Raw genomic sequence first — 20947 nt, 5'->3', positions numbered from 1 at the left:
CCTTTCGGGACCGAACCGGTCAGAAACCGGGACCGTGCTGGTGGCCGTGCCCGTGCGAGTGCCCGTGGCCGTTGGCCGGAGCCTCCTCCTTGGGCTTCTCGACCACGAGCGACTCGGTGGTCAGCAGCAGCCCCGCGATGGAGGCGGCGTTGACGACCGCGTTGCGGGTCACCTTCACCGGGTCGACGATGCCGGACTTGACGAGGTCCACATAGGAACCGTTCGCCGCGTCGAGACCCTCGCCCCAGCCGCTCTCGCGGACCTTCTGCACGACGACGTAGCCGTCGTGGCCGGCGTTCTGGGCGATCCAGCGCAGCGGCTCGTCGAGCGCCTTGCGGACGATCGAAACGCCGATAGCCTCGTCGCCCGACAGCCCGATGCCCTGGTCGAGGATGGTGGCGACCTGCGCCAGCGCGGCGCCGCCGCCCGGCACGATGCCCTCCTCGACCGCCGCCCGGGTCGCCGAGATGGCGTCCTCGATCCGGTGCTTGCGCTCCTTCAGCTCGACCTCGGTGGCCGCACCGACCTTGATCACCGCGACGCCGCCGGACAGCTTCGCCAGCCGCTCCTGCAGCTTCTCGCGGTCCCAGTCGGAGTCGGACGCCGCGATCTCGGCCCGGATCTGGTCGACCCGGCCCTTGACCTCGGTCGCCGAACCGCCGCCCTCGACGATCGTGGTGGCGTCCTTGTCGACAACGATCCGCCGGGCCTGGCCGAGCTGCTCCAGCCCGACGGCGTCGAGCTTGTAGCCCAGCTCGGGCGCGATCAGCTCGCCACCGGTCAGGATCGCCAGATCCTGCAGCATCGCCTTGCGGCGGTCGCCGAACGCCGGGGCCTTGACCGCGCAGACCTTGACGGTCTTGCGGATCGAGTTCACGACGAGCGTCGACAGCGCCTGGCCCTCGACGTCCTCGGCCACGATCAGCAGCGGACGGTTGGCCTGCACGACCTTCTCCAGCACCGGCAGCAGATCCTCGATGGCCGAGATCTTCTGCGTGGTGATCAGCAGGTAGGCGTCCTCCAGGACCGCCTCGCCCGCCTCCGCGTCGGTGGTGAAGTGCGGGGAGATGAAGCCCTTGTCGAACTGGAGACCTTCGGTGACCTCGAGCTCGGTCTGCATGGTGGAGCCGTCCTCGACGGTGATGACACCGTCACGGCCGACCTTCTCCATCGCCTCGGCGATCAGGTCGCCGATCGTGGCGTCCTGCGCCGAGATCGTCGCGACCTGGGCGATCTCCTGCCGGTCGTTCACCTGCACGGCCTTGCCGAGCAGTTCCTCGCTGATCCGGGCGGCCGCGGCGTCGATGCCCCGCTTGAGGCCCGACGGGTTCGTCCCGGCGGTGACGTTCCGCAGACCCTCGTGGACCATGGCCTGGGCCAAGACGGTCGCGGTCGTCGTGCCGTCGCCGGCGACGTCGTTCGTCTTGGTCGCGACCTCCTTGACCAACGCCGCACCCAGGTTCTCGTACGGGTTGGTCAGCTCGATCTCCTTGGCGATGGTCACGCCGTCGTTGGTGATCGTCGGAGCCCCGAACTTCTTGTCCAGCACGACGTTGCGTCCGCGCGGGCCGAGGGTGACCTTGACCGCGTCGGCGAGCGCGTCGACCCCGTGCTCGAGCAGGTGCCGGGCGTCGTCCGAGAAGCTCAGAATCTTCGCCATTCTCACTCCTTCATCGCGATGGCCCGGCTCCCCTGGAGTTCACTCAGGGTCGCCGGGCCATCGGCCGGGTCACTTCTCGATGACCGCGAGGACGTCACGGGCGGAGAGCACCAGGTACTCCTCGCCGGCGTACTTGATCTCGGTGCCGCCGTACTTCGAGTAGACGACGGTGTCGCCGACCTGCACGTCGACCGGGATCCGAGCGCCCTTGTCGTCGAAGCGGCCGGGGCCGACGGCGAGGACGGTGCCCTCCTGCGGCTTCTCCTTGGCGGTGTCGGGGATAACGAGCCCCGACGCGGTGGTCGTCTCAGCCTCGTTCGCCTGGACCAGGATGCGGTCCTCGAGCGGCCTGATCGCAACCTTCGTCGCGGTAGTCACGAGCATACCCTCCTGGGGTATCGGAAATCGCTGTCTCTCACCCTCCGCAGCGGCACCGTCGTCGCGGGTGCCGGACCGCTGTGGCTGGCTGGTGCCCTGGTGGCACTTGTCATTCTTAGCACCCTCAGCAGGAGAGTGCTAAACCGAAGGTTATGACGTGGCTAGCACTCAGTCAAGGAGAGTGCCAGTACGATCCGTGTCGTGGACTCCGAACAGCTCGCCGCGCTGCGCTCCCGGGAGGGAATCGCCGCGCTGGCCGCCGCGGAGGAGCTGGTCGACACCGATCGACTCGCCGCGATCAGCACGCTGCGCTCGCACGGGTACACCGCCGAGGTGGCCGGCGCGGCGCTCACCCAGGCCGTCCTCCGGGCACGGGCGGTGGCCAAGTTCGGCCCTTCCGCTTCGCAGATGTTGTTCACGCAGGCCGGCCTGGAGCAGGCGACCCGGCCGATCGTCGCCGCTCGGCGCGCCGCCCGGCTCGCCCAGGCGGGCGTACGCCGGGTGACCGATCTCGGCTGCGGGATCGGCTCGGACGCCATCGCGATGGCCCGGGCGGGAATCGCCGTGCACGCCGTCGACGCCGACCCCGTCACGTCGGAGATCGCCGCTTACAACGCCGGCGCGCTCGGCCTGGACATCGTGGTGAGCTGCGCCGACGTGCGCGACGTGCCGTTGCACGACGTGGGAGCTGCGTTCTGCGACCCGGCCCGCCGGCAGTCCGGGACCGGCGTACGCCGAACCCGGCGGATCTTCCGGCCCGAGGACTACTCGCCGCCCTGGGATTGGGTCGCGCAACTGCCCCGGCTGGTCGACTACACCGTGGTGAAGCTGGCCCCGGGCTTCCCCAGCGAACTGCTGCCCGACGACTGCGAACTCGAACTGACCAGCGTCGACGGCGACGTCGTGGAGGCCGCCGCCTGGTTCGGGCCACTGGCTCGCGTACCACGGCGGGCCTCTGTCCTCCGGCAGCGGTCGGTCCACGAGCTGACCGGGTCGGGCGCTGCGGCAGGACCGGTCGGCCCGGTGGACGAGTTCGTCTACGACCCCGACGGGGCGGTCGTCCGCTCGCACCTCGTGGCGGAGTTCGCCCGGACCGTCGACGGACACCTCGGCGACCCCGACATCGCGTACGTGTGGACGTCCGCTTTTCTTCCGACACCCTTCGGGCGCTGCTTCGCCGTCGACGAAGTGCTGCCGTTCTCCCTGAAGCGACTACGCGCAGCTCTCCGCGAGCGGGGCGTCGGACGGCTGGAGATCCTCAAACGAGGCTCCGCCCTCGACGTCGAACAACTCCGGCGTGACCTGCGGCTGTCCGGCGACGCCGAAGCCAGCGTGCTGCTGACGAAGGTGGCCGGGCGGCCGGTCGCGGTGATCGCTCACGCCGTCGCCCCGTCGGCGGCGGCGCGCTAGGCCGGTGCTCGCGGTGCTCGCGGTGCTCGCGGTGCTCGCGGCGCTCACGGCGTTCACGGCGTTCACGGCGTTCACGGCGTTCGCGTTATCCGGGATAACGTCCCCTTGCCGGGCGGAGAAGACCGCGTTATCCCGGATAACGCGCAGCGGAGCGCCGTTCTCTAAACTCGCGGTGTGGCAAGCCAAGGGACCCCGGCCACCGCGCTGCTGGCCAAGCAGAAGATCGCGCACACGCTGCACCCGTACGACGTCTCCCCGGACGCGCCCAACTATGGCGCGCTGGTCGCCGACGCGATCGGAGCCGATCCGGCTCGGGTCTTCAAGACGCTGGTCACCGAGGTCGACGGTGGACTGACCGTCGCCGTCGTCCCGGTCACCGGCGAACTGGACCTCAAGGCGCTAGCCTCGGCTGCCGGTGGGAAGCGGGCGACCATGGCCGACCGGGCGGTCGCCGAGCGTACGACGGGGTATGTCCGAGGCGGCATCAGCCCGCTCGGCCAGCGCAAACGACTGCCGACCGTGATCGACGCGAGTGCGCTGGCCGGTTCGACCGTCTACGTCAGCGCCGGTAAGCGGGGGCTGCAGGTCCAGCTCGCGCCCGACGATCTCGTACGCCTCACCAGCGCGACGGTCGCCTCCATCGCCTCCAGCTGATCCAGCAACACCGTAGTGCGGTGCACCGAAATGATCTAGGCGAGAAACGGCGGCCTGGGCAGCCATTTCTCGCCTAGATCAACTACTTGCCTCCGGTTGACCCGGCACTCAGGCGGTGACGAGCTCCGACGACGCGGCCGGTTCGGTCGCCGGGGCGGGCCGGCGGTCCATCTCCCGCCAGAACTTCCCGATGAACGGGGCGATCGTCGCCACGAGGTAGGTCAGGCCGCACACCATCAGCGCGAGTTCGGTGCCGTACTCGCCGAGCCAGCCGGCCATGAGGGCGCCGAGGGGCATCCCGGCGAACGCGACGGCCGACCCCAGCCCCTGTACGCGAGCCTGCAAGTGCTCGGGCACCCGCTCGTACATGACGGCCGAGAGGATGGGGTTGACCGCGGCGATGGCGAGCCCGTCGACCAGTCCGAGGACGACGATCGCCCACCCCGGCGCGCCGAAAGCCAGGAAGAAGTAGCGGGGCGCGCCGGCGATGAGGAAGCCGACCGCGAACAGCGCCCAGCGGGGCAGCTTCGGCGCCAGGAAGCTGAACGCGATGTTGCCGAGGACGGCGCCCAGCCCGAACGAGCCCCCGACCAGGCCGATGCCGGCGGGCGTACCGAAGATGTCGCGCGCCCACAGCGGGACCAGCACCGCACTGAAACCCTGGTCGAGCATGTTGGTCACGAACAGCATCAGGATCAGCCCCAGGACGAGCCGGTCGCCCCGCAGGTACGCCAGTCCGCCGCGAAGAGCCACGCCATAAGGCTCGGCGGCGCGATCCGCCTTCCCCGGTACGCGTACCAGCAGTCCCACGATGACCGCGCACAGCCCGAACGAGACGGCGTCGAGCAGCAGCACCTCGGCGGCGTCGCCGAGCCAGACGATCAGCGGGCCGGCGAGGATCCCGCCGATCAGCCCGGCGGCCCGGCTGGTGCCGTCGACGAGCGTTGCCGCGCGGGTCATCTCCACTCCGGACTTCGCCACCGCCTGCGGGAACATCGCACCCCGCTTGGCGGTGTCGCCGAACCCCCGGAGCAGCCCGGCCACCGCGACCAGGAGAGTCAGCAACGGCAGTCCGAGCCGGCCGGACCCGTGCAGGAGCGGGATGGCTCCGATCACGAAAAGGCTGAGCAGGTCGGCGACGACGGAGATGCGGCGACCACCCACCTTGTCGATGACCGGCCCGCCCAATGCGCAGGCCAGCACGTAGGGGACCAGTTCAGCCGCGCCGACCAGACCTGTTTTGGCGGCGCTGCCGGTGGTGACGAGGACGAGCCAGGGCAGCGCGATCATGGTCATGCGGCTGCCGAGCAGGGACAGGGTGCTGGCGACCAGCAGGCCGGCGAGGGGGGCGCGGCGGTTCATCGTCAGTTCTCCTCACGATTCGAGCGACGACTCAGGAAGGGCATGACATTGACCTGGACTTCGACGCGCTCGGCGCCCTCGGGAACGGGCTGCTCGTAGTACGCCCGGTAGCTCTGCACGATCTCGTTCAGCTGGGCGAGGAGCCGGGTCGCCTCCTCGGGGGTCAGCATCAGCGCGTAGTCGTTGAGACCCATCGCGTTGTCCCACTCGGACGAGATGGAGGTCGCCTCGCCGAGCCAGCGGTCGACCCGCTCTGCGCTGGTCGTGGCGACCGCCCGCATGTAGATCTCGGTCTCGACCGGCGCCTCCCGGGCGGCGGGCGCGTCCAGGGTCGTGGACTTGTGGCTGGCTCGCCACCAGCGCTCCCGGCCGGTGCCGAGGTCGGTGGCCTCCTCGACGAAGCCGTACTGCGCGAGCTGCCGCAGGTGATAGCTGGTCACGCCGCTCGACTGCCCGATGCGTTCGGCCAGCTTCGTGGCGGTCGACGGCCCCTCGGTGCGAAGCAGGCCCAGTAGCCGGACGCGGATCGGGTGCGCGATGCCCTTCAGCGTGTGGGCGCTGAGGTGGATGCGGCTCTCCTCGGTCATACCGCAAAGATACTTCTGCAAAGAACTCTTTGCAAGCACTCCTTTGCGATCAGATGTCGCCGCCGCAGCGGAGTCGTGGCGGCAAGCAGATCAGGGATCTCGGTCGAATCTTGGGACAAGATTCGACCGAGATCCCTGATCCAGCGGGAAAGGGGCCGGCATCCGGGGGGAAAGGGGCCGGCGTCCAGGGGAAAGGGGGCCGGCGTCCAGGGGAAAGGGGCCGGCATCCAGGGGGAAAGGGGCCGGCGAAACGGGTTCAGGCCTGCCAGGAGCGCCAGAGCGCGGCGTACGACCCGTCGGCGGCGACGAGTTCGTCGTGCGACCCGAGTTCGGCGATCCGCCCGTCCTCCACGACGGCCACCCGGTCGGCGTCGTGCGCGGAGAACAGCCGGTGCGCGATGGCGACGACGGTCCGGCCGTCCAGCACGGCGGCCAGCGATCGTTCGAGGTGCCGGGCGGCCCGTGGGTCGATCAGCGACGTCGCCTCGTCGAGGACGAGCGTGTGCGGGTCGGCCAGCACCAGCCGGGCCAGCGCCAGCTGCTGGGCCTGCGCCGGCGGCACCGTGAAGGCACCCTGCCCGACCTCGGTCTCCAGCTCGTCCGGAAGCGACCGAACCCAGTCGTCGAGATCCACCGCGGAAAGCGCCCGCCACAAGTCCTCCGAGGTGGCGGTGGGCCGGGCCAGCAGCAGGTTGTCGCGGAGCGTACCGAGGAAGACGTGGTGTTCCTGGGTCACCAGGGCGACTTCGCCTCGGCGTACCGGCAGCGGCAGCTCGGCCAACGGAGCGCCGCCCACGGTGACCGAACCCGAGGTCGGCGGGTGGATGCCGGCCAGGAGACGGCCCAGCGTCGACTTCCCGGCGCCGGACGGGCCGACCATCGCCAGCCGCTCCCCCGGCCGCAATGTCAGATCGATGCCGTGCAGCACCGGCCGCCCCGCCACGTAGGAGTACGTGACGCCGGTAGCCACCAGGTCGGAGCCGACCGGCTGGGTCGAGGAGGCCGACGACTCGCCCGCGGCGAGGCTTACGCCGACGAGCCGGGCGAGGGCCGCCCCGCCGACCTGGATCTCGTCCAGCCATTCGAGCGCGTGCTCGATCGGCCGCACCATCTGCTGCACGTACGCCACCGCGGCAGCCAGCTCGCCGATGGAGACCCAGCCCTTGAAGTAGAACGCCCCGCCGATGACCAGCGTCGCCGTGATCGAGATGTAGAAGCCGGCGTCGATCGTCGGGAACAGGATCGTCCGCAACCGCAGCGTGAACCGCTCAGCGGCGTACGACTGGGAGATCTTGGCGTCGATGTCGGCCCGCCGCCGCCTCCCGAAGCCGAAGGCCTCGCTCGTCCGCGCGCCCTCGACCGTTTCCGCGAGCGAGTCGGTGACGTCCGCGTAGGCCGCGTTCTCGCGCAGGTAGCCGGGGGTGGCCCGGCCGAGGTACCACCGGGCGATGGCGATCAGGAGCGGCGCTCCGAGCAGGCACGGCAGCGCGAGCTTCCAGTTGTTGAGGACGAGCGCGCCGGCCGACAGGACGGCGGTCACGATCGCGACGAACAGCTCGGGCACTCCCCGGCGCACGCTGTGGTTGAGCGAGCCGACGTCGCGGGACGCCCGGGTCATCAGGTCGCCGGTGCCCGCCCGTTCCACAGTCGACAGCGGTACGCCCAGCACCCCGTCGACGAACTCCTCCCGGATGCCGGCGAGCATGCGTTCGCCGAATCGGGCCGAGGCGTAGACGGCGAACCGGATGAACACCGCGTTCGCCAGCACCGACACGACGATCGCCAGGGCCAGCACATCGACCCGGCCGGTGGTGCCGTGATCGGCCACGGTGTCGATCAACTGGCCGAGCAGGGCGGGTGCGAACAGCCCGGCGATCGCCGCCAGCGCGTGCAGCAGCACGACCAGCCCGAGCGCCGTCTTGTGTTCGCGCAGCAGCCGCACGGCGTAGGCCCGGACGACCGGCCCGGTGGCGATGGGCAGGATCTCCCGGCTCATCAGGCGTCCTCTCCCCGGGTCACGACGGCCCGGTACCGCGGTTCGGTCCGCAGCAGCTCACGGTGGGTGCCCTCGGCCACGACCTTGCCGTCCTCGAGGTAGATCACCTTGTCGGCCCGGTCGAGCACGAGCGGGCTGGTGCTCGCGATCACCGTCGACCGCGAGCCGCGCTCGGCCCGGTACGGTCCGACCCGGGCGGCGACGCGGGCCTCGGTGTGCGCGTCGACGGCGCTCGTCGGCTCGACCAGCAGCAACATCGGCGTGTCGGCGAGCAGCGCGCGGGCCAGCCGCAGCCGCTGCTGCTGACCGCCGGAGAACTCGCGGCCGCGCTCGGCTACGAAGCTGTCCAGGCCGTCGGGCAGCGCGTCCACGATGTCGGTCGCGCTCGCCGCCGTCAGCGCCGCGCGAATCTCCTCGTCGGTCGCGGCCCGCGGCGTCCCCGCCCGCGGGTCGAGCTCCGCGCGCAGTTCACCGCTGAACAGCCGCGCGTCGTTGTCACCCACGAGGATGACCTCACGGATCGCGCGCCTCGCCATCTTCTCCAGGGGTACGCCGTCGGCAGTGACCGAGCTGTCGGCATAGCGGCCGAGGCGGTCCACGACTTCCGCCGCGTCCTCCGGTTTGGCACTGGCGATCGCGATGAACCGGCCGGCCTCGATCGTGACCCCCGACGTCGGATCGTGCAGGTCGACGGCGCTGGTCGGCGGCATGCTCCGGTCGAGCGCCCCGGGCTCGTCGATCTCCGGCTCCAACTGCAGGAGGTAGACCATGCGCCGGGCGGCCACCAGCCCCCGGGTCACCTTGTCGACGAGTTCGACGATCGTCCGCAGCGGCACCAGCAGGAAGGCGGCGTACCCGTAGAAGCTGAACAGCTGCCCGACCTGGATCTCACCGGCGAGCGCGAAGCGGGCGCCAAGCCAGGTGACGAGCGCGACGAACAGGCCGGGCAGCAGCACCTGCGCCGCCTCGAGCAGCGCGTCGACCTTGCCCACCCGGACGCCCTCGGTCCGCAGCTTCTGCGACTGGGTCCGATAGCTCGCCGCGAACACCGACTCGCCGCCGACACCCCGCAGCACCCGCAGGCCCGCGACGATGTCCCCGGCCCGGCTGATCAGCCTGCCCTGCTGCTCCCGGTACGCCGCCTGCCGGGTGTGCAGCGGCCGGATGAGCAGCGCCACCGCCGACATCATGAGCGGTACGCCGATCAGCACGACCAGGCCGAGCTGGAACGACGTCGTCAGCAGGATGATCGAGACGACCACGATCGCGACCACCGCGCCCGAGCCGCGCAGGAGGATGTCGAGCGCACCGCCGATGTGGCTGACGTCGGAGTTGCCGATGCTGACGACCTCACCGGTCGCGATGCGTTTGGGCAGCGTGGCGCCGAGGCGGTTGGCCTGGTCGACGGTCAGCTGAATCGTCCGGTACGCCGCTCGCAGCCAGTTGTAGACCGCGAACCGGTGCCGCATGATGTTCGCCCAGGCCGTGACGGCGCAGAGGAACACGAAAACGCCGGCCCACCGCAGCAGGCCGGCGAAGTCGGGGGCGTCGAGAGCACGGCCGATGGCGGCCGGGCCGAGTGCCATCGCGACCATCCAGATGACGCCGAGTGACATGCCCACCAACATGGTCGGCCACTGCTGACGCCAGAGCCAGAACAGGTAATGCGCCGGTGACCGGCTGTCCGGACGGCCGGGATCAGGTTCAGGAAGGGGTTTGCGTAAGGGGCGGCGCACAGCGCGGACATTACGAGATCAGGCCGCCGCGCGGCAACCGGTTTTCGCCTCCGACCGGCTGCCCGGATAGGCTGTTCGTCGTGCTTGTCCTCGTTGTCGACACCGCCACCCCCGCCATCACCGCCGCGGTGGCCGAAGTCACCGCCACCGGCGTGCGAATTCGAGCCGAACGGGTGACGGTCGACGGAAAGAAGCACGGCGAACTGCTGGCCCCGCAGATCGACGCCGCCCTCGCCGAGGCCGGGGTGAAACCCCGGGAGCTGACCGCGATCGTGGCCGGCGTCGGCCCCGGCCCGTTCACCGGTCTCCGGGTGGGCTTGATGACGGCGACCTCGATCGCCGACGCGCTCGAGATCCCCACGTACGCCGTGTGCAGCCTCGACGGGCTGGGCGCCACGACCTCCGGCACCGCCCTGGTCGCGACGGACGCCCGGCGGCGCGAGGTCTACTGGGCGGCGTACTCGGACGGGGAGCGGGTCGACGGTCCCCACGTCGCCAAGCCGGCCGACGTCGGGCAGACGGTCGCCGACCACGCCGTCGGCGAAGGTGCCCGCAAGTACGCCGATCAGCTCGGCCTCGCCGTCGCCCCCGAAGCCCCGGACTACCCGTCGGCCGAGTGGCTGGCCCGGCTGGCGGCTTCTCGCGTACGCGAGAACGCGCCGTCCGAGCGGCTGACTCCGCTCTACCTGCGCCGTCCGGACGCGGTCGAGCCGGGAGCACCCAAGCGAGTGTCATGACGGTGGCCGCATGACCTTCCAGCTGGGGCGGCTGCGCTGGTGGCAGATCGCCGACCTGTTGCCGATCGAGGCGGACCTGTTCGGGGCCGAGGCGTGGACCGCGGGCATGTTCTGGAACGAGCTCGCCAACGGGCACCTCTACCTGGCCGCGACCGAGGACGGCGCGGTCCTCGGCTATGGCGGGCTGGCGTTGAGCCCGCCCGACGAGGCCTGGATCAACAACGTCGCCGTCCGCCGTGACGCCCAACGCCGCGGGATCGGCCGCGCCCTGGTCGCCGCCCTGCTCGACGTGGCGAGCCGGGCCGGGATCGACCAGACGCTGCTGGAGGTCGCCGCCGACAACAAGCCCGCGCAGGCGCTCTACGCCGACTTCGGGTTCGAGACGGTGGGCGTTCGCAAGCGGTACTACCAGCCGAGCAACACCGACGCGTGGGTCATGCGCCGGATCGAACCGTGAAAGTCCTTGAGGAGTCCCCGTGAAGTCAGAGCCGTTGGTCCTGGGCATCGAGACGAGCTGCGACGAGACCGGCGTCGGCATCGTCCGGGGGCATACGCTGCTCGGCGAGGCGCTGGCGTCCAGTGTGGACGAGCATGCCCGGTTCGGCGGCGTGGTGCCCGAGGTGGCCAGCCGCGCCCACCTGGAGGCCATGATCCCTACCATGGAACGGGCGCTGGACCAGGCCGGGGTGACCCTGGCCGACGTGGACGCGATCGCGGTGACCGCCGGACCGGGTCTGGCCGGGGCGCTCCTCGTCGGGGTGGCCGCCGCGAAGGGGTACGCGCTCGCCGCCGAGAAGCCGATCTACGGCGTGAACCACCTCGCCGCCCATGTCGCCGTGGACACGTTGGAGCACGGTCCCCTGCCCGAGCCGGCCATCGCGCTGCTCGTCTCCGGCGGCCACTCGTCGCTGCTGATGGTCAAAGACCTCGCGCGTGGCGTCACCCCGTTGGGCGCCACCATCGACGACGCCGCCGGTGAGGCCTTCGACAAGGTGGCCCGCCTCCTCGGACTGCCCTTCCCGGGCGGACCCTGGATCGACAAGGCGGCTCGCGACGGCGACGGCGCGTCGATCACCTTCCCGCGCGGCCTGACGGCGGCGAAAGACCTCGCGACACACCGCTTCGACTTCTCGTTCTCCGGACTCAAGACGGCGGTCGCCCGCTGGGTGGAGGCCCGGGAGAAGTCCGGCGAACCCGTGCCGGTCGCCGACGTCGCGGCCGCGTTCCAGGAAGCCGTCTGCGATGTGCTCACCACCAAGGCCATCGACGCCTGTCGGGCCAACGGCATCGAGACCCTGGTCATCGGCGGTGGCGTCGCGGCCAACTCCCGGCTCCGCGCGCTCGCCGAAGAACGCGCAGCCAAGCACGGGATCGCGGTACGCGTACCGCGGCCGAAGCTGTGCACCGACAACGGCGCGATGGTCGCCGCGCTGGGCTCGCACCTGGTGGCCTCGGGCATCGCGCCCAGCCGGCTCGACCTCCCAGCCGATTCCGCAATGCCGCTCACGTTGGTCGTCGCATGACTGCTACCTTGCCAGGCGTGATCGTGCGCATGTGGGAGATTCGGGCGTACCCCCACCACTTCCCCGAACTGCTCAGCTGGGTGTGCGACATCGCCGTCCCCGGCTTGGAGATCCAGCCGTTGCACGTCTCGACCGAGATCTTCTCCTCGGCGGACGGCCGGATCGTCGTCATGTCCCGCTGGCGTGGCGAACCAACGCCGCTGCCGGACCCGCCGCGCGACCTCGTGGCGCGGTCCGCGCACAGCTGGGACTTCACGCCTGTCGATCGCTAATTCATGATCATTGCGTCAGCCATGCTGTTTGATGGGGCAATTCGCCTTCCGAAGCAGCATGGCTGACGCAATGATCATGCGGATGGCGTGAGGCGGGCGGCCCAGTCGCCGTCGTGGCCGACCAGCTCGACCTCGCGGGTGTCGTCGTCGTGCCGGGTGATGCGCACCTCGAGGTACGCCTCCGCGAGCTGCTCCACCATGCCCTCGCCCCATTCGACGAGGGTCACCGAGTCGTCGATGTCGGCGTCGAGGTCCAGGTCGTCCACTTCGGCGCGCGGATCGCGGACCATCCCGAGCCGGTACGCGTCGACGTGCACCATCGGGACCGTGCCACCGGCGTGCACGTCAGGGCGATGCACCCGGGCGATGACGAACGTCGGCGAGGTCACGTCACCGAGTACGCGCAGCCCCGCGCCGATGCCCTGGGCCAGGGCGGTCTTCCCGGCGCCGAGGGGGCCGGTGAGGATCACGAGATCGCCGGCGCGCAGCAGGCGGGCCAGCTCCGCGCCGTACGCGTGAGTGTCCTCGACCTTCGACAACTTGATGGGGCTCTGCCTAGAACTCACCCGACAACCTTATCGAGGAAGCTCTGCAACGCCGCGTTCACCTCGTCGGCGTGCTCCAGCAGAACCACGTGACCGGAGTCGGGGACGACGACGAGTTCGGCGTCGGGCAGGTGCCGGACGATCTCCTCGGAGTGCTTCACCGGCAGGATCGGATCCTTCTCGCCGCAGATCACCATCACCGGCTTGTCACGGATCGCGGCCAGCGCCGGGTAGCGGGCGTGGCTGTAGAGCGTACGCAGGTAGCGGGTGACCGTGTCCATCGGCGTACTGGAGTTCATGCGCTCCACATAGGAGACCAACGCCGGGCTCGGTCGTTTGGCGCCGAAGCCGTACCGCCGGGTGAGCAGCCACGCGAGGTCGCTGGAGGCGTGCCGGGCGCGGTCGATCATGTGCCCGCTGTACTTGGTCGCGCCGGACACCATGCCGAGCAGTGGACCGGCTCCGGCGATCATCTCCGGTATGCCGCCGAGTTTGCCGGTCTCCGACTTGCCGCCGCTGGTGGAGATGAGCACGACCCCGGCGACCCGGTCGGCGAACAGCTCTGGGAACAGCTCCGCACACGCCATGATCGTCATGCCGCCCATCGAGTGTCCGATGAGGACGACCGGACCGGCCGGCGTGGTCTGCTGGATGACGTCGCGCAGCGCCTCGCCCAGCGCGGGCAGCTCGTACTCCCCGTCCTCCAGGCGGCCGGACCGGCCGTGGCCCGGCTGGTCGTAGAAGACCATCCGATAGTCACCGGGGTCGAGGTAGCGCCGCTGCATGTGGAAGGTACCCATGTCCAGGCAGAAGCCGTGGACGAAGATCAGCGTCGCCTCCGGCTCGCTGAAGCCGCCGAGATCCACCGCCACGCCGTCGGCCGGCTCGACGATCTCGACATACAGCTGCACTCCGTCCGCCGTCGTCACGGTCAACGCCTCGTCATACGCCAACGGGCCGAACGGCTCGTCGGCGTACCGGTCGTCGGAGTTCTTTCGTGTTCGGCCCACCAAGGCACGCTCCGCCGCCACTCCGGCGGCCACCCCGGCCGCCGCCACTCCTGCCAATGCCCCGACGATGCCCCATCTAGCCATGGTCAGTCCCGATACCTGCGCGGTACGCCCGACCGCCCGAACCGGGTCACGATCTCGTAGTTGATCGTGCCGACGGCGGCCGCCCAGTCGTCGGCGGTCGGCTCACCCCGGTCGCCGGGTCCGAACAGGATCGCCTCGTCCCCGGCGGTCACCACCGCGTCGTCGCAGTCGAGGACGAACTGGTCCATGCACACGCGCCCGGCGACCTCGAAGCGCCGACCGTTCACCTGGACGGGGCCACTGCCGCTCGCGTGCCGGGGCACGCCGTCGGCGTACCCGAGGGGAATGAGGCAGAGCGTGGTCTCGCGGGCCGTGACGTAGGTGTGGCCGTAGGAGACGCCCTCGCCGGCCGGGACCCGCTTGACCAGCGCGACCGGCGCACGGACCGTCATCGCGGGCCGCAGGCCGAAGGTCTCGCCCGCGATGGGCGAGAGCCCGTAGACCGCGACCCCCGGGCGGACCAGGTCGAAGTGCGCGTCGGGCCGGGTCAGCGTGGCGGCCGAGTTGGCGATGTGCCGGAGCCGCGGCGTGACCCCCGTACGCTCGGCGGTCGCCAGCGCGTCGTGGAAGACCTGCAGCTGACGGTCGATCGACGGGTGGCCGACCTCGTCGGCGCAGGCCAGATGGCTCCACACCCCGACGATCTCCAGTACGCCCTCCGCCTGCGCCTTCGCGGCCGCCTCGACGAGCTTGGGCCAGACGTCGGGGGGCGCCCCGTTCCGGTTGAGCCCGGTGTCGATCTTGAGATGTACGCGGGCGACCCGATCGACCTGGCGCGCGTCCTCGGCCAGCTCGGCCAGCTGACCCAGGCTGGACACGCTCAGATCGACATCGGCGAGTACGCCCTCCCGCAGCGGCGTCCCCGGCGGCAGCAGCCAGGCCAGGATCGGCGCGGTCACCCCTTCCGCCCGGAGTTCGAGCGCCTCCGGCAGACTGCGTACGCCGAGCCAGGTGGCCCCGCCGGCGAGGGCGGCCCGCGCGCTGCGCACCGCGCCGTGGCCGTAACCGTCGGCCTTCACCACCGCCATCACCTCGGCCGACGTCTTCGCCTTGAGCAGCTCGACGTTGGCCCGCACGGCCGCGAGATCGACGACCGCTTCCGCCTGCCACATAGTCCTACCCTACCGGCTGGTACGCCTCGTCGGCTCGGGGAGATCAACGCCCGGGACGCATCGGTCGCAGGGACGCTGGTCGCGCTGGATCAGGGTTCCCGGCCATATCTTGGGGCAAGATTCGGCCGCGAACCCTGATCCAGCGCGAAGACGGCGCGGGGCGCAGGGCGAAGAGGCGGTCAGCGGGGAACGACCGTACGTAAGGCGAGTGCGACATCCGCGCTGGTGACCGACCCGGTCTCGGCGGCGGCCCGCCCGGCGAGCCCGTGCAGGTACGCGGCCGCGACGGCAGCGCGTACGGGGGTCAGACCGCTAGCGAGCAGTGCTCCGAGCAGGCCGCCGAGCACGTCGCCCGAGCCCGCCGTCGCCAGGGCCGGGGAGCCGGTCGGGTTGACCCAGGCTTCGCCGTCGGGACAGGCGATGATCGTCCGGTCGCCTTTGAGCAGCACGACCGACCGCGTCCAGGCGGCGAGGGTGAGCGCCGCGCCGACCCGGTCCTCCCCCGGCGCGCTCCCGGCGAGCCGCTTGAACTCCCCGTCGTGCGGGGTGAGCACGGTCGGCGCGGACCGGGCGCGCAGTTCGTTCGCGTGGGTGCCGTCGACCAGCATCGTGATCGCGTCGGCGTCGAGAACCGCCGGAACCGGTGCCGCGAGCACCGCTCGCAGTTCTTCGCGGGCGCGCTGGTCGGTGGACAGTCCGCTGCCGCAGACCCAGGCCTGTACGCGTCCCGCGTCGGCGACGCGAGGGGCCACGACCACCGACGGGTGCAGGGTCGCCACGATCGAGTGGGCGGAGCCGGCGTACCGGACCATGCCGATCGGTCCGGCGAGGGCGCCGGCGGTGGACAGCAGCGCCGCTCCCGGAAAGCTCGCCGATCCGGTGGCGAGGCCGACGACCCCGCGGCTGTACTTGTCCGACTCCGCTCCGGCGTGCGGCCACCACTCCTCGATGTCCGCCTGCTCGGCGAGGCGTACGGCGGGCGCGGCGGTCATGGTCAGCCCGATGTCGACCAGCTCCACCTGCCCGGCGAGCGGGGCGGCCGGTCCGACGACGAGCGCGGGCTTGAGGACGCCGAAGGTGACGGTCACGTCCGCGCGGACGGCCGGACCGGGCAGGTCCCCGGTGTCGACCGCGACGCCAGACGGCACGTCGACCGCGATGACCGGCGCGTCGAGGCCGGCCAGCCGGGTCGCCGCGTCGAGCGCCGCTCCGCGCAGCGCGCCGCTGGCGCCGATGCCCAGCATGCCGTCGACGACGAGGTCCACGTCGGACGGCCACTCCGTGACGACCCGCCCGCCCCTCGCAAGGAACGTCTCCAGGCCGCCTACGTGCGCCCGGCGCGCGTCGGTCAGCCAGGCCGAGACCGCTGCGCCCTGACCGGCGAGCGTCGCGCCCGCGTACAGGGCGTCGCCGCCGTTGTCGCCGGTGCCGACCAGGAGCAGGACGCGCGAACCGTAGACCCGGCCCTGCGCGCGCAACGTGATGGCGCACCGCCGGGCGAGTCCCGCGGCGGCCCGCGCCATGAGCGTGCCCGGAGGCAGCGTCGCCATCAGGGTCTTCTCGGCCGCCCGCACATCGGCCGCCCGCCACGCCGCTCTCATGCCTCGCCTCCAAGCCCTTGTTCCGGTCGAGTCCGGTCCTCGCGGGACTCACCCTCGCATCGAGCCGGACCGATCGGTGCGTCCCGTTCGGCGATGACCACCGCCGACGCGATGCCGCCGTCGTGCGACAGCGACAGGTGCCACCGTTGGATGCCCAGGTCCGCTGCGGCCCGCGCGACCGTGCCCGCGATCACCAGCCACGGACGACCGGCCTCGTCCACGGACACTTCACAGTCGTGCCAGTGCAGTCCCTGCGGCGCGCCGAGGGCCTTGGCGACCGCCTCCTTCGCCGCGAACCGGGCGGCGAGCGACTCCGCCGAGCGCTCGTGGCCCGACCGGGTCGTGCGCTCGGCCTCGGTGAACACCCGCTCGGCGAGGTGCGGGGTGCGCTCCAGCGCGGCCCGGAAGCGCTCGACGAGCACCACGTCGTTGCCGACCGACACGATCACAGGGCACACCCTACCGGCCGCACAAGCCCTGTGGACGACCGCTTCGGCCGGACGCGAGCCGTTGTCCACAGGCGCTTGAGCGGACTCGCGGCACCGGACAGCATCGGCGGCAGTTAACTCACCGGAGGTGCCCATGGAGTTCGAAGTCCACATCGGCCGGCTCGGGCGGTGGTCCGACCGGCTCGACGACACCGGTTCCGCGTTGACCCAGGCGCATCTGGTCGCGGCGCCCGCCGGGTGGGCGGCCACCGCCGCGCTGTCCGCCTGGGAGGACACGCTCGTCGGGCTGCTGCGCGCGGTCGGCGAACGGACCGTCCACACCGGCGAGTCGGTACGGGCCTGCGCGGCCGGCTATCGCGCCGCGGACCACTCATGATCATCGGGTACGCACACCTCTGCGCGGCCGACGTCGAGGCGTGGCAAGCCGGGGCGACCACCTGGCGGCGGCTGGCGGAGCAGGTCGAGGACCGGGTCGCGGAGTTCGACGCGACCGCGGCGGGGCTGCGGCTGGACTGGCGGGGCACCGCCGCCGACGCGGCTTCGGTCGCGATCGCCGATCTCCGGGAGCTGACCGCCGCCTGCCGGGGGCCGATCGAGCAGACCGGGCGGCTGCTCGCCGAGCACACCGACCGGGTGGCGGCCGCCCGGCGGGCCCTGCTGGCAGCGCGTACGCCGGCGGAAGCAGCGCTCGCAGTGCACGCGGCCCGGCAGTCGGACGAGCGTACGGCGGTCGCGTTGGCGGAGCTGACGGCGTCGATGAGCGCGCCGTGCCCGCCCGCCGCCGGGCCGGTGGCCGTCCGTGAATGGTGGCGCGGACTCAGCAAGACCCAGCGGGAGGTGCTCCTCCTGCAGTCGCCCGAGCGGATCGGCGGGTTGGACGGCGTACCGGTGGCCGACCGGGACCGGGCCAATCGGGAGGTCCTTCGCCGGGAACGCGATCGGTTGAGCGCCCTGTTCGAGAGCCTGGCCGACGACCGGCACGCCGCCCGGGAACGCGACCGGGTGGAGCGGGCGCTCGCCGGGCTCGCCACGCTCGCCGACCGGCTCGCCCGCCCCGGGGCGTACCTGCTGGGGTTGGACACGGCCGGCGACGGTCGCGCGATCGTGGCGCTCGGCGACCCCGACCACTCGGACAACGTGCTCACCTACGTGCCCGGCATGGGCGTACGCCTCGACGGCCACCTCGGCACGTCGCTGGACCGGACGGCCGCGATGGCAGAGGCCGCGGCGGCGGCCGATCCCGCGAAGTCGACGTCGGCCGTCCTCTGGCTGGGCTACGACGCTCCGGACAACCTGCTGGAGGGCGCTTCCTCCGGAGCCGCACACGACGCCCGGACGGCTCTGCACGACTTCCAGGAGGGGCTGGCCGCGACACACGTGGGCGACCTCGGCGAGCAGAGCGTCGTCGGCCACTCCTACGGCGCGCTGGTCGTCGGCGAGACGGTACGCGATCTCGGTCTGCGCGCCGACGACCTCGTGTTCCTCGGGGCGCCCGGAGTCGGCGTGGAGCACGCGGCCGACCTCCATGTGGACCCGGCGACCGTCTGGGCGGCCAGCGCGAACAACGACATCGTCGGGCTCGCCGCGCCGTCGCTCCGGCAACTCTGGCTGGAGCAGCTCTGGCCGCGCTACATGGGTGATCCCATGCCGGATCTGTGGCACGGGCACAATCCGGCCGACGACGGGTTCGGCGGCCACGTCTTCGAGGCGGCCGACAACGCCAATCCGATCTCGGCGCACCTGGCGTACTGGGATCGCGGCAATCCGGCGCTGACCAACGTCGGCCGGATCGCCGCGGGGCAGGAGTCCGGGGTCAGCTCACCACCGGCCCCGGAGTCCTGACCGGACTACTCGACCGTGACCGACTTCGCCAGGTTCCGCGGCTGGTCGACGTCGTGGCCCCGGGCGGTCGCGATCTCGCAGGCGAGGACCTGCAACGGCACCGTCGTCACGAACGGCGCGAGCAGCGTCGGCGTACGCGGGACGCGGATCACGTGATCGGCGTAGGGCAGGACGGCGTCGTCGCCCTCCTCGGCGATCACGATGGTCCGCGCACCCCGCGCCCGCACCTCCTGGATGTTGGAGACGATCTTGTCGTGGAGGACGCCCCGCCCGGCCGGGCTCGGCACCACGCAGACGACGGGAGTGCCCTCGTCGATCAACGCGATCGGGCCGTGCTTGAGCTCGCCGGCGGCGAACCCCTCGGCGTGCATGTAGGCCAGCTCCTTGAGCTTCAGCGCGCCCTCCAACGCCACCGGGTAGCCGACGTGGCGGCCGATGAACAGGACGGTGTTACGCGTACTGAGATCGCGGGCCAGCGTCCGCATCCCGTCGAGGTCGGCCAGGACGGTCGCGATCGCGTCCGGCATCGCCCGCAGCTGCTCGACGACCGAGCCGACCTCGTCGGCGTACTTGATCCCGCGTACCTGGGCGAGGTGGAGGCCGACCAGATAACAGGCGGCGAGCTGGGTGAGGAACGCCTTCGTGGAGGCGACCGCGATCTCCGGCCCGCCGTGCGTGTAGAGGACGGCGTCGGACTCGCGCGGGATCGTCGAGCCGTTGGTGTTGCAGATCGCCAGGACGCGCGCCTTCTGCTCCTTGGCGTGGCGCAAGGCCATCAGCGTGTCCATCGTCTCGCCGGACTGCGAGATGGCGATGACCAGCGTCGACCGGTCGAGCACCGGGTCGCGGTAGCGGAACTCGCTGGCCAGCTCGACCTCGCACGGGATGCGGGTCCAGTGCTCGATCGCGTACTTGGCGACCAGCCCGGCGTGGTACGCCGTCCCACAGGCGACCACGAAGATCTTGTCCACGTCACGAAGGTCCTGGTCGCTGAGGCGTACCTCGTCGAGCATGATGCTGCCCGACTCGCTGAGCCGGCCGAGCAGGGTGTCGGCGACCGCCTGCGGCTGCTCGAGGATCTCCTTCTGCATGAACCAGTCGTGGCCGCCCTTCTCCGCCGCCCGCGCGTCCCAGTCCACGTGGTACGGACGAGCCTCGGCCGGCTTGCCCTCGAAGTCGGTGACCTCGACGCCCTCGGTCGTGATCAGGACGACCTGGTCCTGCCCGAGTTCCAGCGCCTCCCGGGTATGCGCGATGAACGCGCTCACGTCGGAGGCGAGGAAGTTCTCGCCCTGGCCGACGCCGACCACCAGCGGCGAGTTACGCCGGGCGCCGACGACCGCGTCGGGCGCCTCCCGGTCGACGGCCAGCAGGGTGAAAGCGCCCTCCAGCCGGCGGCAGACCCGCCGCATCGCCTCGGCGAGCCCGGCCGCGCCCTTCTCCGGCACGGCGGCGAGTTCGAAGGCGAGCAGGTGCGCCACGCATTCGGTGTCGGTCTCGGACCGGAACTCGATCCCCTGCGCCTCCAGCTCGGCTCGCAGCAGGGCGAAGTTCTCGATGATGCCGTTGTGGATGACCGCGACCCGGCCGTCGGCCGACAGGTGCGGGTGGGCGTTGCGGTCGGTCGGGCCGCCGTGGGTCGCCCAGCGGGTGTGACCGATGCCGACCGTCCCGGCGGCGATCCGGGCGTCCTCGGCCTCGGCGAGCGCTCGGTCCAGATTGGCCAACTTCCCGGCCCGCTTCGCGACCGCGATCTCGGCCTCACTCAGGACGGCCACCCCGGCCGAGTCGTAGCCGCGGTACTCCAGCCGCCGCAGTCCGTCCAGGACGATCTCCAGGGCCGGGCGGGTGCCGGCGTACCCCACGATTCCACACATGCCTCGCAGCGTAGCCGAGTTTCGCTCAAAGTCCATGCTCGATCGAGATACTTTTGCGCACGCCATCTGCGCAGATTCCGACCACTGCGGGGAAACGAAAGGGCCGGATCAG

General features: G+C 71.3%; 19 protein-coding genes and 1 pseudogene. 8 read left to right on the top strand and 12 right to left on the bottom strand.

The window, feature by feature from the left end:
• Positions 1–19: 19 nt before the first annotated feature.
• Positions 20–1660 carry a chaperonin GroEL gene (gene groL, locus AB0H43_RS06995; protein WP_359997745.1) on the bottom strand — a complete coding sequence of 547 codons (1641 nt, stop codon included), beginning with the start codon at positions 1658–1660 and terminating at the stop codon, positions 20–22.
• 69 nt (positions 1661–1729) lie between these two features.
• Positions 1730–2044 (bottom strand): co-chaperone GroES, encoded by a 315-nt coding sequence (gene groES / locus AB0H43_RS06990; protein ID WP_253760036.1) that lies wholly within the window; start codon positions 2042–2044, stop codon positions 1730–1732.
• 195 nt (positions 2045–2239) lie between these two features.
• Between groES and AB0H43_RS06985 the strand changes: the two genes are divergently transcribed.
• Positions 2240–3448 carry a methyltransferase domain-containing protein gene (locus tag AB0H43_RS06985; RefSeq protein WP_359997739.1) on the top strand — a complete coding sequence of 403 codons (1209 nt, stop codon included), beginning with the start codon at positions 2240–2242 and terminating at the stop codon, positions 3446–3448.
• A 174-nt stretch (positions 3449–3622) separates the two neighbouring features.
• Positions 3623–4102, top strand: a complete 480-nt coding sequence (gene ybaK / locus AB0H43_RS06980) for a Cys-tRNA(Pro) deacylase (protein ID WP_359997736.1) — start codon at positions 3623–3625, stop codon at positions 4100–4102.
• A 108-nt stretch (positions 4103–4210) separates the two neighbouring features.
• On the opposite strand, the gene AB0H43_RS06975 is transcribed toward ybaK, so the two are convergent.
• The 4 genes from AB0H43_RS06975 to AB0H43_RS06960 form a co-directional block, all read right to left on the bottom strand.
• Complete coding sequence (locus AB0H43_RS06975; RefSeq protein ID WP_359997733.1) at positions 4211–5464, bottom strand: MFS transporter; 1254 nt, start codon at positions 5462–5464, stop codon at positions 4211–4213.
• A 2-nt stretch (positions 5465–5466) separates the two neighbouring features.
• On the bottom strand, positions 5467–6051 hold the full coding sequence (locus AB0H43_RS06970; RefSeq protein ID WP_359997730.1) for a winged helix-turn-helix domain-containing protein: 585 nt from the start codon (positions 6049–6051) through the stop codon (positions 5467–5469).
• Positions 6052–6307: 256 nt separating this feature from the next.
• Complete coding sequence (locus AB0H43_RS06965) at positions 6308–8047, bottom strand: ABC transporter ATP-binding protein (RefSeq protein WP_359997727.1); 1740 nt, start codon at positions 8045–8047, stop codon at positions 6308–6310.
• Positions 8047–9663, bottom strand: a complete 1617-nt coding sequence (locus tag AB0H43_RS06960) for an ABC transporter ATP-binding protein (RefSeq protein ID WP_359997725.1) — start codon at positions 9661–9663, stop codon at positions 8047–8049. Before AB0H43_RS06960 ends, AB0H43_RS06965 begins: the two co-directional genes overlap by 1 nt.
• A gap of 200 nt (positions 9664–9863) precedes the next feature.
• Here AB0H43_RS06960 and tsaB point away from each other — a divergent pair, with 200 nt between their 5' ends.
• From tsaB to AB0H43_RS06940, 4 genes are read left to right on the top strand one after another with little or no spacing between them, the layout of a single operon-like run.
• Complete coding sequence (gene tsaB, locus AB0H43_RS06955; protein ID WP_359997722.1) at positions 9864–10520, top strand: tRNA (adenosine(37)-N6)-threonylcarbamoyltransferase complex dimerization subunit type 1 TsaB; 657 nt, start codon at positions 9864–9866, stop codon at positions 10518–10520.
• Between the two features lie 10 nt (positions 10521–10530).
• Complete coding sequence (gene rimI / locus AB0H43_RS06950; protein WP_359997720.1) at positions 10531–10977, top strand: ribosomal protein S18-alanine N-acetyltransferase; 447 nt, start codon at positions 10531–10533, stop codon at positions 10975–10977.
• Between the two features lie 19 nt (positions 10978–10996).
• Entirely contained in the window at positions 10997–12043 is a 1047-nt protein-coding gene (gene tsaD, locus AB0H43_RS06945; protein WP_359997717.1) for a tRNA (adenosine(37)-N6)-threonylcarbamoyltransferase complex transferase subunit TsaD, read from the top strand.
• A gap of 17 nt (positions 12044–12060) precedes the next feature.
• Entirely contained in the window at positions 12061–12315 is a 255-nt protein-coding gene (locus AB0H43_RS06940) for a hypothetical protein (RefSeq protein ID WP_253760027.1), read from the top strand.
• 74 nt (positions 12316–12389) lie between these two features.
• On the opposite strand, the gene tsaE is transcribed toward AB0H43_RS06940, so the two are convergent.
• From tsaE to AB0H43_RS06915, 5 genes and pseudogenes are all read right to left on the bottom strand, one after another.
• Entirely contained in the window at positions 12390–12881 is a 492-nt protein-coding gene (tsaE, locus tag AB0H43_RS06935) for a tRNA (adenosine(37)-N6)-threonylcarbamoyltransferase complex ATPase subunit type 1 TsaE (RefSeq protein ID WP_359997714.1), read from the bottom strand.
• Positions 12878–13954, bottom strand: coding sequence for an alpha/beta hydrolase (locus AB0H43_RS06930; RefSeq protein WP_359997711.1), 1077 nt, complete (start codon positions 13952–13954; stop codon positions 12878–12880). Before AB0H43_RS06930 ends, tsaE begins: the two co-directional genes overlap by 4 nt.
• Before the next feature lie 2 nt (positions 13955–13956).
• Positions 13957–15066 carry an alanine racemase gene (gene alr / locus AB0H43_RS06925; protein WP_359997708.1) on the bottom strand — a complete coding sequence of 370 codons (1110 nt, stop codon included), beginning with the start codon at positions 15064–15066 and terminating at the stop codon, positions 13957–13959.
• 179 nt (positions 15067–15245) lie between these two features.
• Positions 15246–16667, bottom strand: coding sequence for an NAD(P)H-hydrate dehydratase (locus AB0H43_RS06920; protein WP_359997705.1), 1422 nt, complete (start codon positions 16665–16667; stop codon positions 15246–15248).
• An 83-nt stretch (positions 16668–16750) separates the two neighbouring features.
• Positions 16751–17116: pseudogene (locus tag AB0H43_RS06915) on the bottom strand (holo-ACP synthase); the annotation flags it as partial.
• A 133-nt stretch (positions 17117–17249) separates the two neighbouring features.
• Here AB0H43_RS06915 and AB0H43_RS06910 point away from each other — a divergent pair.
• Together AB0H43_RS06910 and AB0H43_RS06905 are read left to right on the top strand one after the other, a co-directional pair.
• Positions 17250–17492, top strand: coding sequence for a hypothetical protein (locus tag AB0H43_RS06910; RefSeq protein WP_359997702.1), 243 nt, complete (start codon positions 17250–17252; stop codon positions 17490–17492).
• Entirely contained in the window at positions 17489–18958 is a 1470-nt protein-coding gene (locus AB0H43_RS06905) for an alpha/beta hydrolase (RefSeq protein ID WP_359997699.1), read from the top strand. Before AB0H43_RS06910 ends, AB0H43_RS06905 begins: the two co-directional genes overlap by 4 nt.
• Before the next feature lie 5 nt (positions 18959–18963).
• On the opposite strand, the gene glmS is transcribed toward AB0H43_RS06905, so the two are convergent.
• Positions 18964–20835 carry a glutamine--fructose-6-phosphate transaminase (isomerizing) gene (gene glmS, locus AB0H43_RS06900; RefSeq protein WP_359997697.1) on the bottom strand — a complete coding sequence of 624 codons (1872 nt, stop codon included), beginning with the start codon at positions 20833–20835 and terminating at the stop codon, positions 18964–18966.
• Positions 20836–20947 lie beyond the last annotated feature (112 nt).

Origin of the sequence: Hamadaea sp. NPDC050747, from assembly GCF_040654195.1 — a bacterium.
GTDB lineage: Bacteria > Actinomycetota > Actinomycetes > Mycobacteriales > Micromonosporaceae > Hamadaea.
The sequence above is the reverse complement of the archived record's forward strand: the minus strand, read 5'-3'. Positions and strand labels throughout refer to the sequence as shown.

What these genes read in the sequence shown, in the direction of transcription:
- AB0H43_RS06905 (WP_359997699.1), top strand. Translation starts at nt 17,489, where the DNA reads ATGATCATCGGGTACGCACACCTCTGCGCGGCCGACGTCGAGGCGTGG.
- glmS (WP_359997697.1), bottom strand. Translation starts at nt 20,835, where the DNA reads ATGTGTGGAATCGTGGGGTACGCCGGCACCCGCCCGGCCCTGGAGATC.
- rimI (WP_359997720.1), top strand. Translation starts at nt 10,531, where the DNA reads ATGACCTTCCAGCTGGGGCGGCTGCGCTGGTGGCAGATCGCCGACCTG.
- AB0H43_RS06920 (WP_359997705.1), bottom strand. Translation starts at nt 16,667, where the DNA reads ATGAGAGCGGCGTGGCGGGCGGCCGATGTGCGGGCGGCCGAGAAGACC.
- alr (WP_359997708.1), bottom strand. Translation starts at nt 15,066, where the DNA reads ATGTGGCAGGCGGAAGCGGTCGTCGATCTCGCGGCCGTGCGGGCCAAC.
- AB0H43_RS06960 (WP_359997725.1), bottom strand. Translation starts at nt 9,663, where the DNA reads ATGTCACTCGGCGTCATCTGGATGGTCGCGATGGCACTCGGCCCGGCC.
- AB0H43_RS06975 (WP_359997733.1), bottom strand. Translation starts at nt 5,464, where the DNA reads ATGAACCGCCGCGCCCCCCTCGCCGGCCTGCTGGTCGCCAGCACCCTG.
- AB0H43_RS06930 (WP_359997711.1), bottom strand. Translation starts at nt 13,954, where the DNA reads ATGGCTAGATGGGGCATCGTCGGGGCATTGGCAGGAGTGGCGGCGGCC.
- AB0H43_RS06970 (WP_359997730.1), bottom strand. Translation starts at nt 6,051, where the DNA reads ATGACCGAGGAGAGCCGCATCCACCTCAGCGCCCACACGCTGAAGGGC.
- AB0H43_RS06965 (WP_359997727.1), bottom strand. Translation starts at nt 8,047, where the DNA reads ATGAGCCGGGAGATCCTGCCCATCGCCACCGGGCCGGTCGTCCGGGCC.
- groES (WP_253760036.1), bottom strand. Translation starts at nt 2,044, where the DNA reads ATGCTCGTGACTACCGCGACGAAGGTTGCGATCAGGCCGCTCGAGGAC.
- groL (WP_359997745.1), bottom strand. Translation starts at nt 1,660, where the DNA reads ATGGCGAAGATTCTGAGCTTCTCGGACGACGCCCGGCACCTGCTCGAG.
- AB0H43_RS06910 (WP_359997702.1), top strand. Translation starts at nt 17,250, where the DNA reads ATGGAGTTCGAAGTCCACATCGGCCGGCTCGGGCGGTGGTCCGACCGG.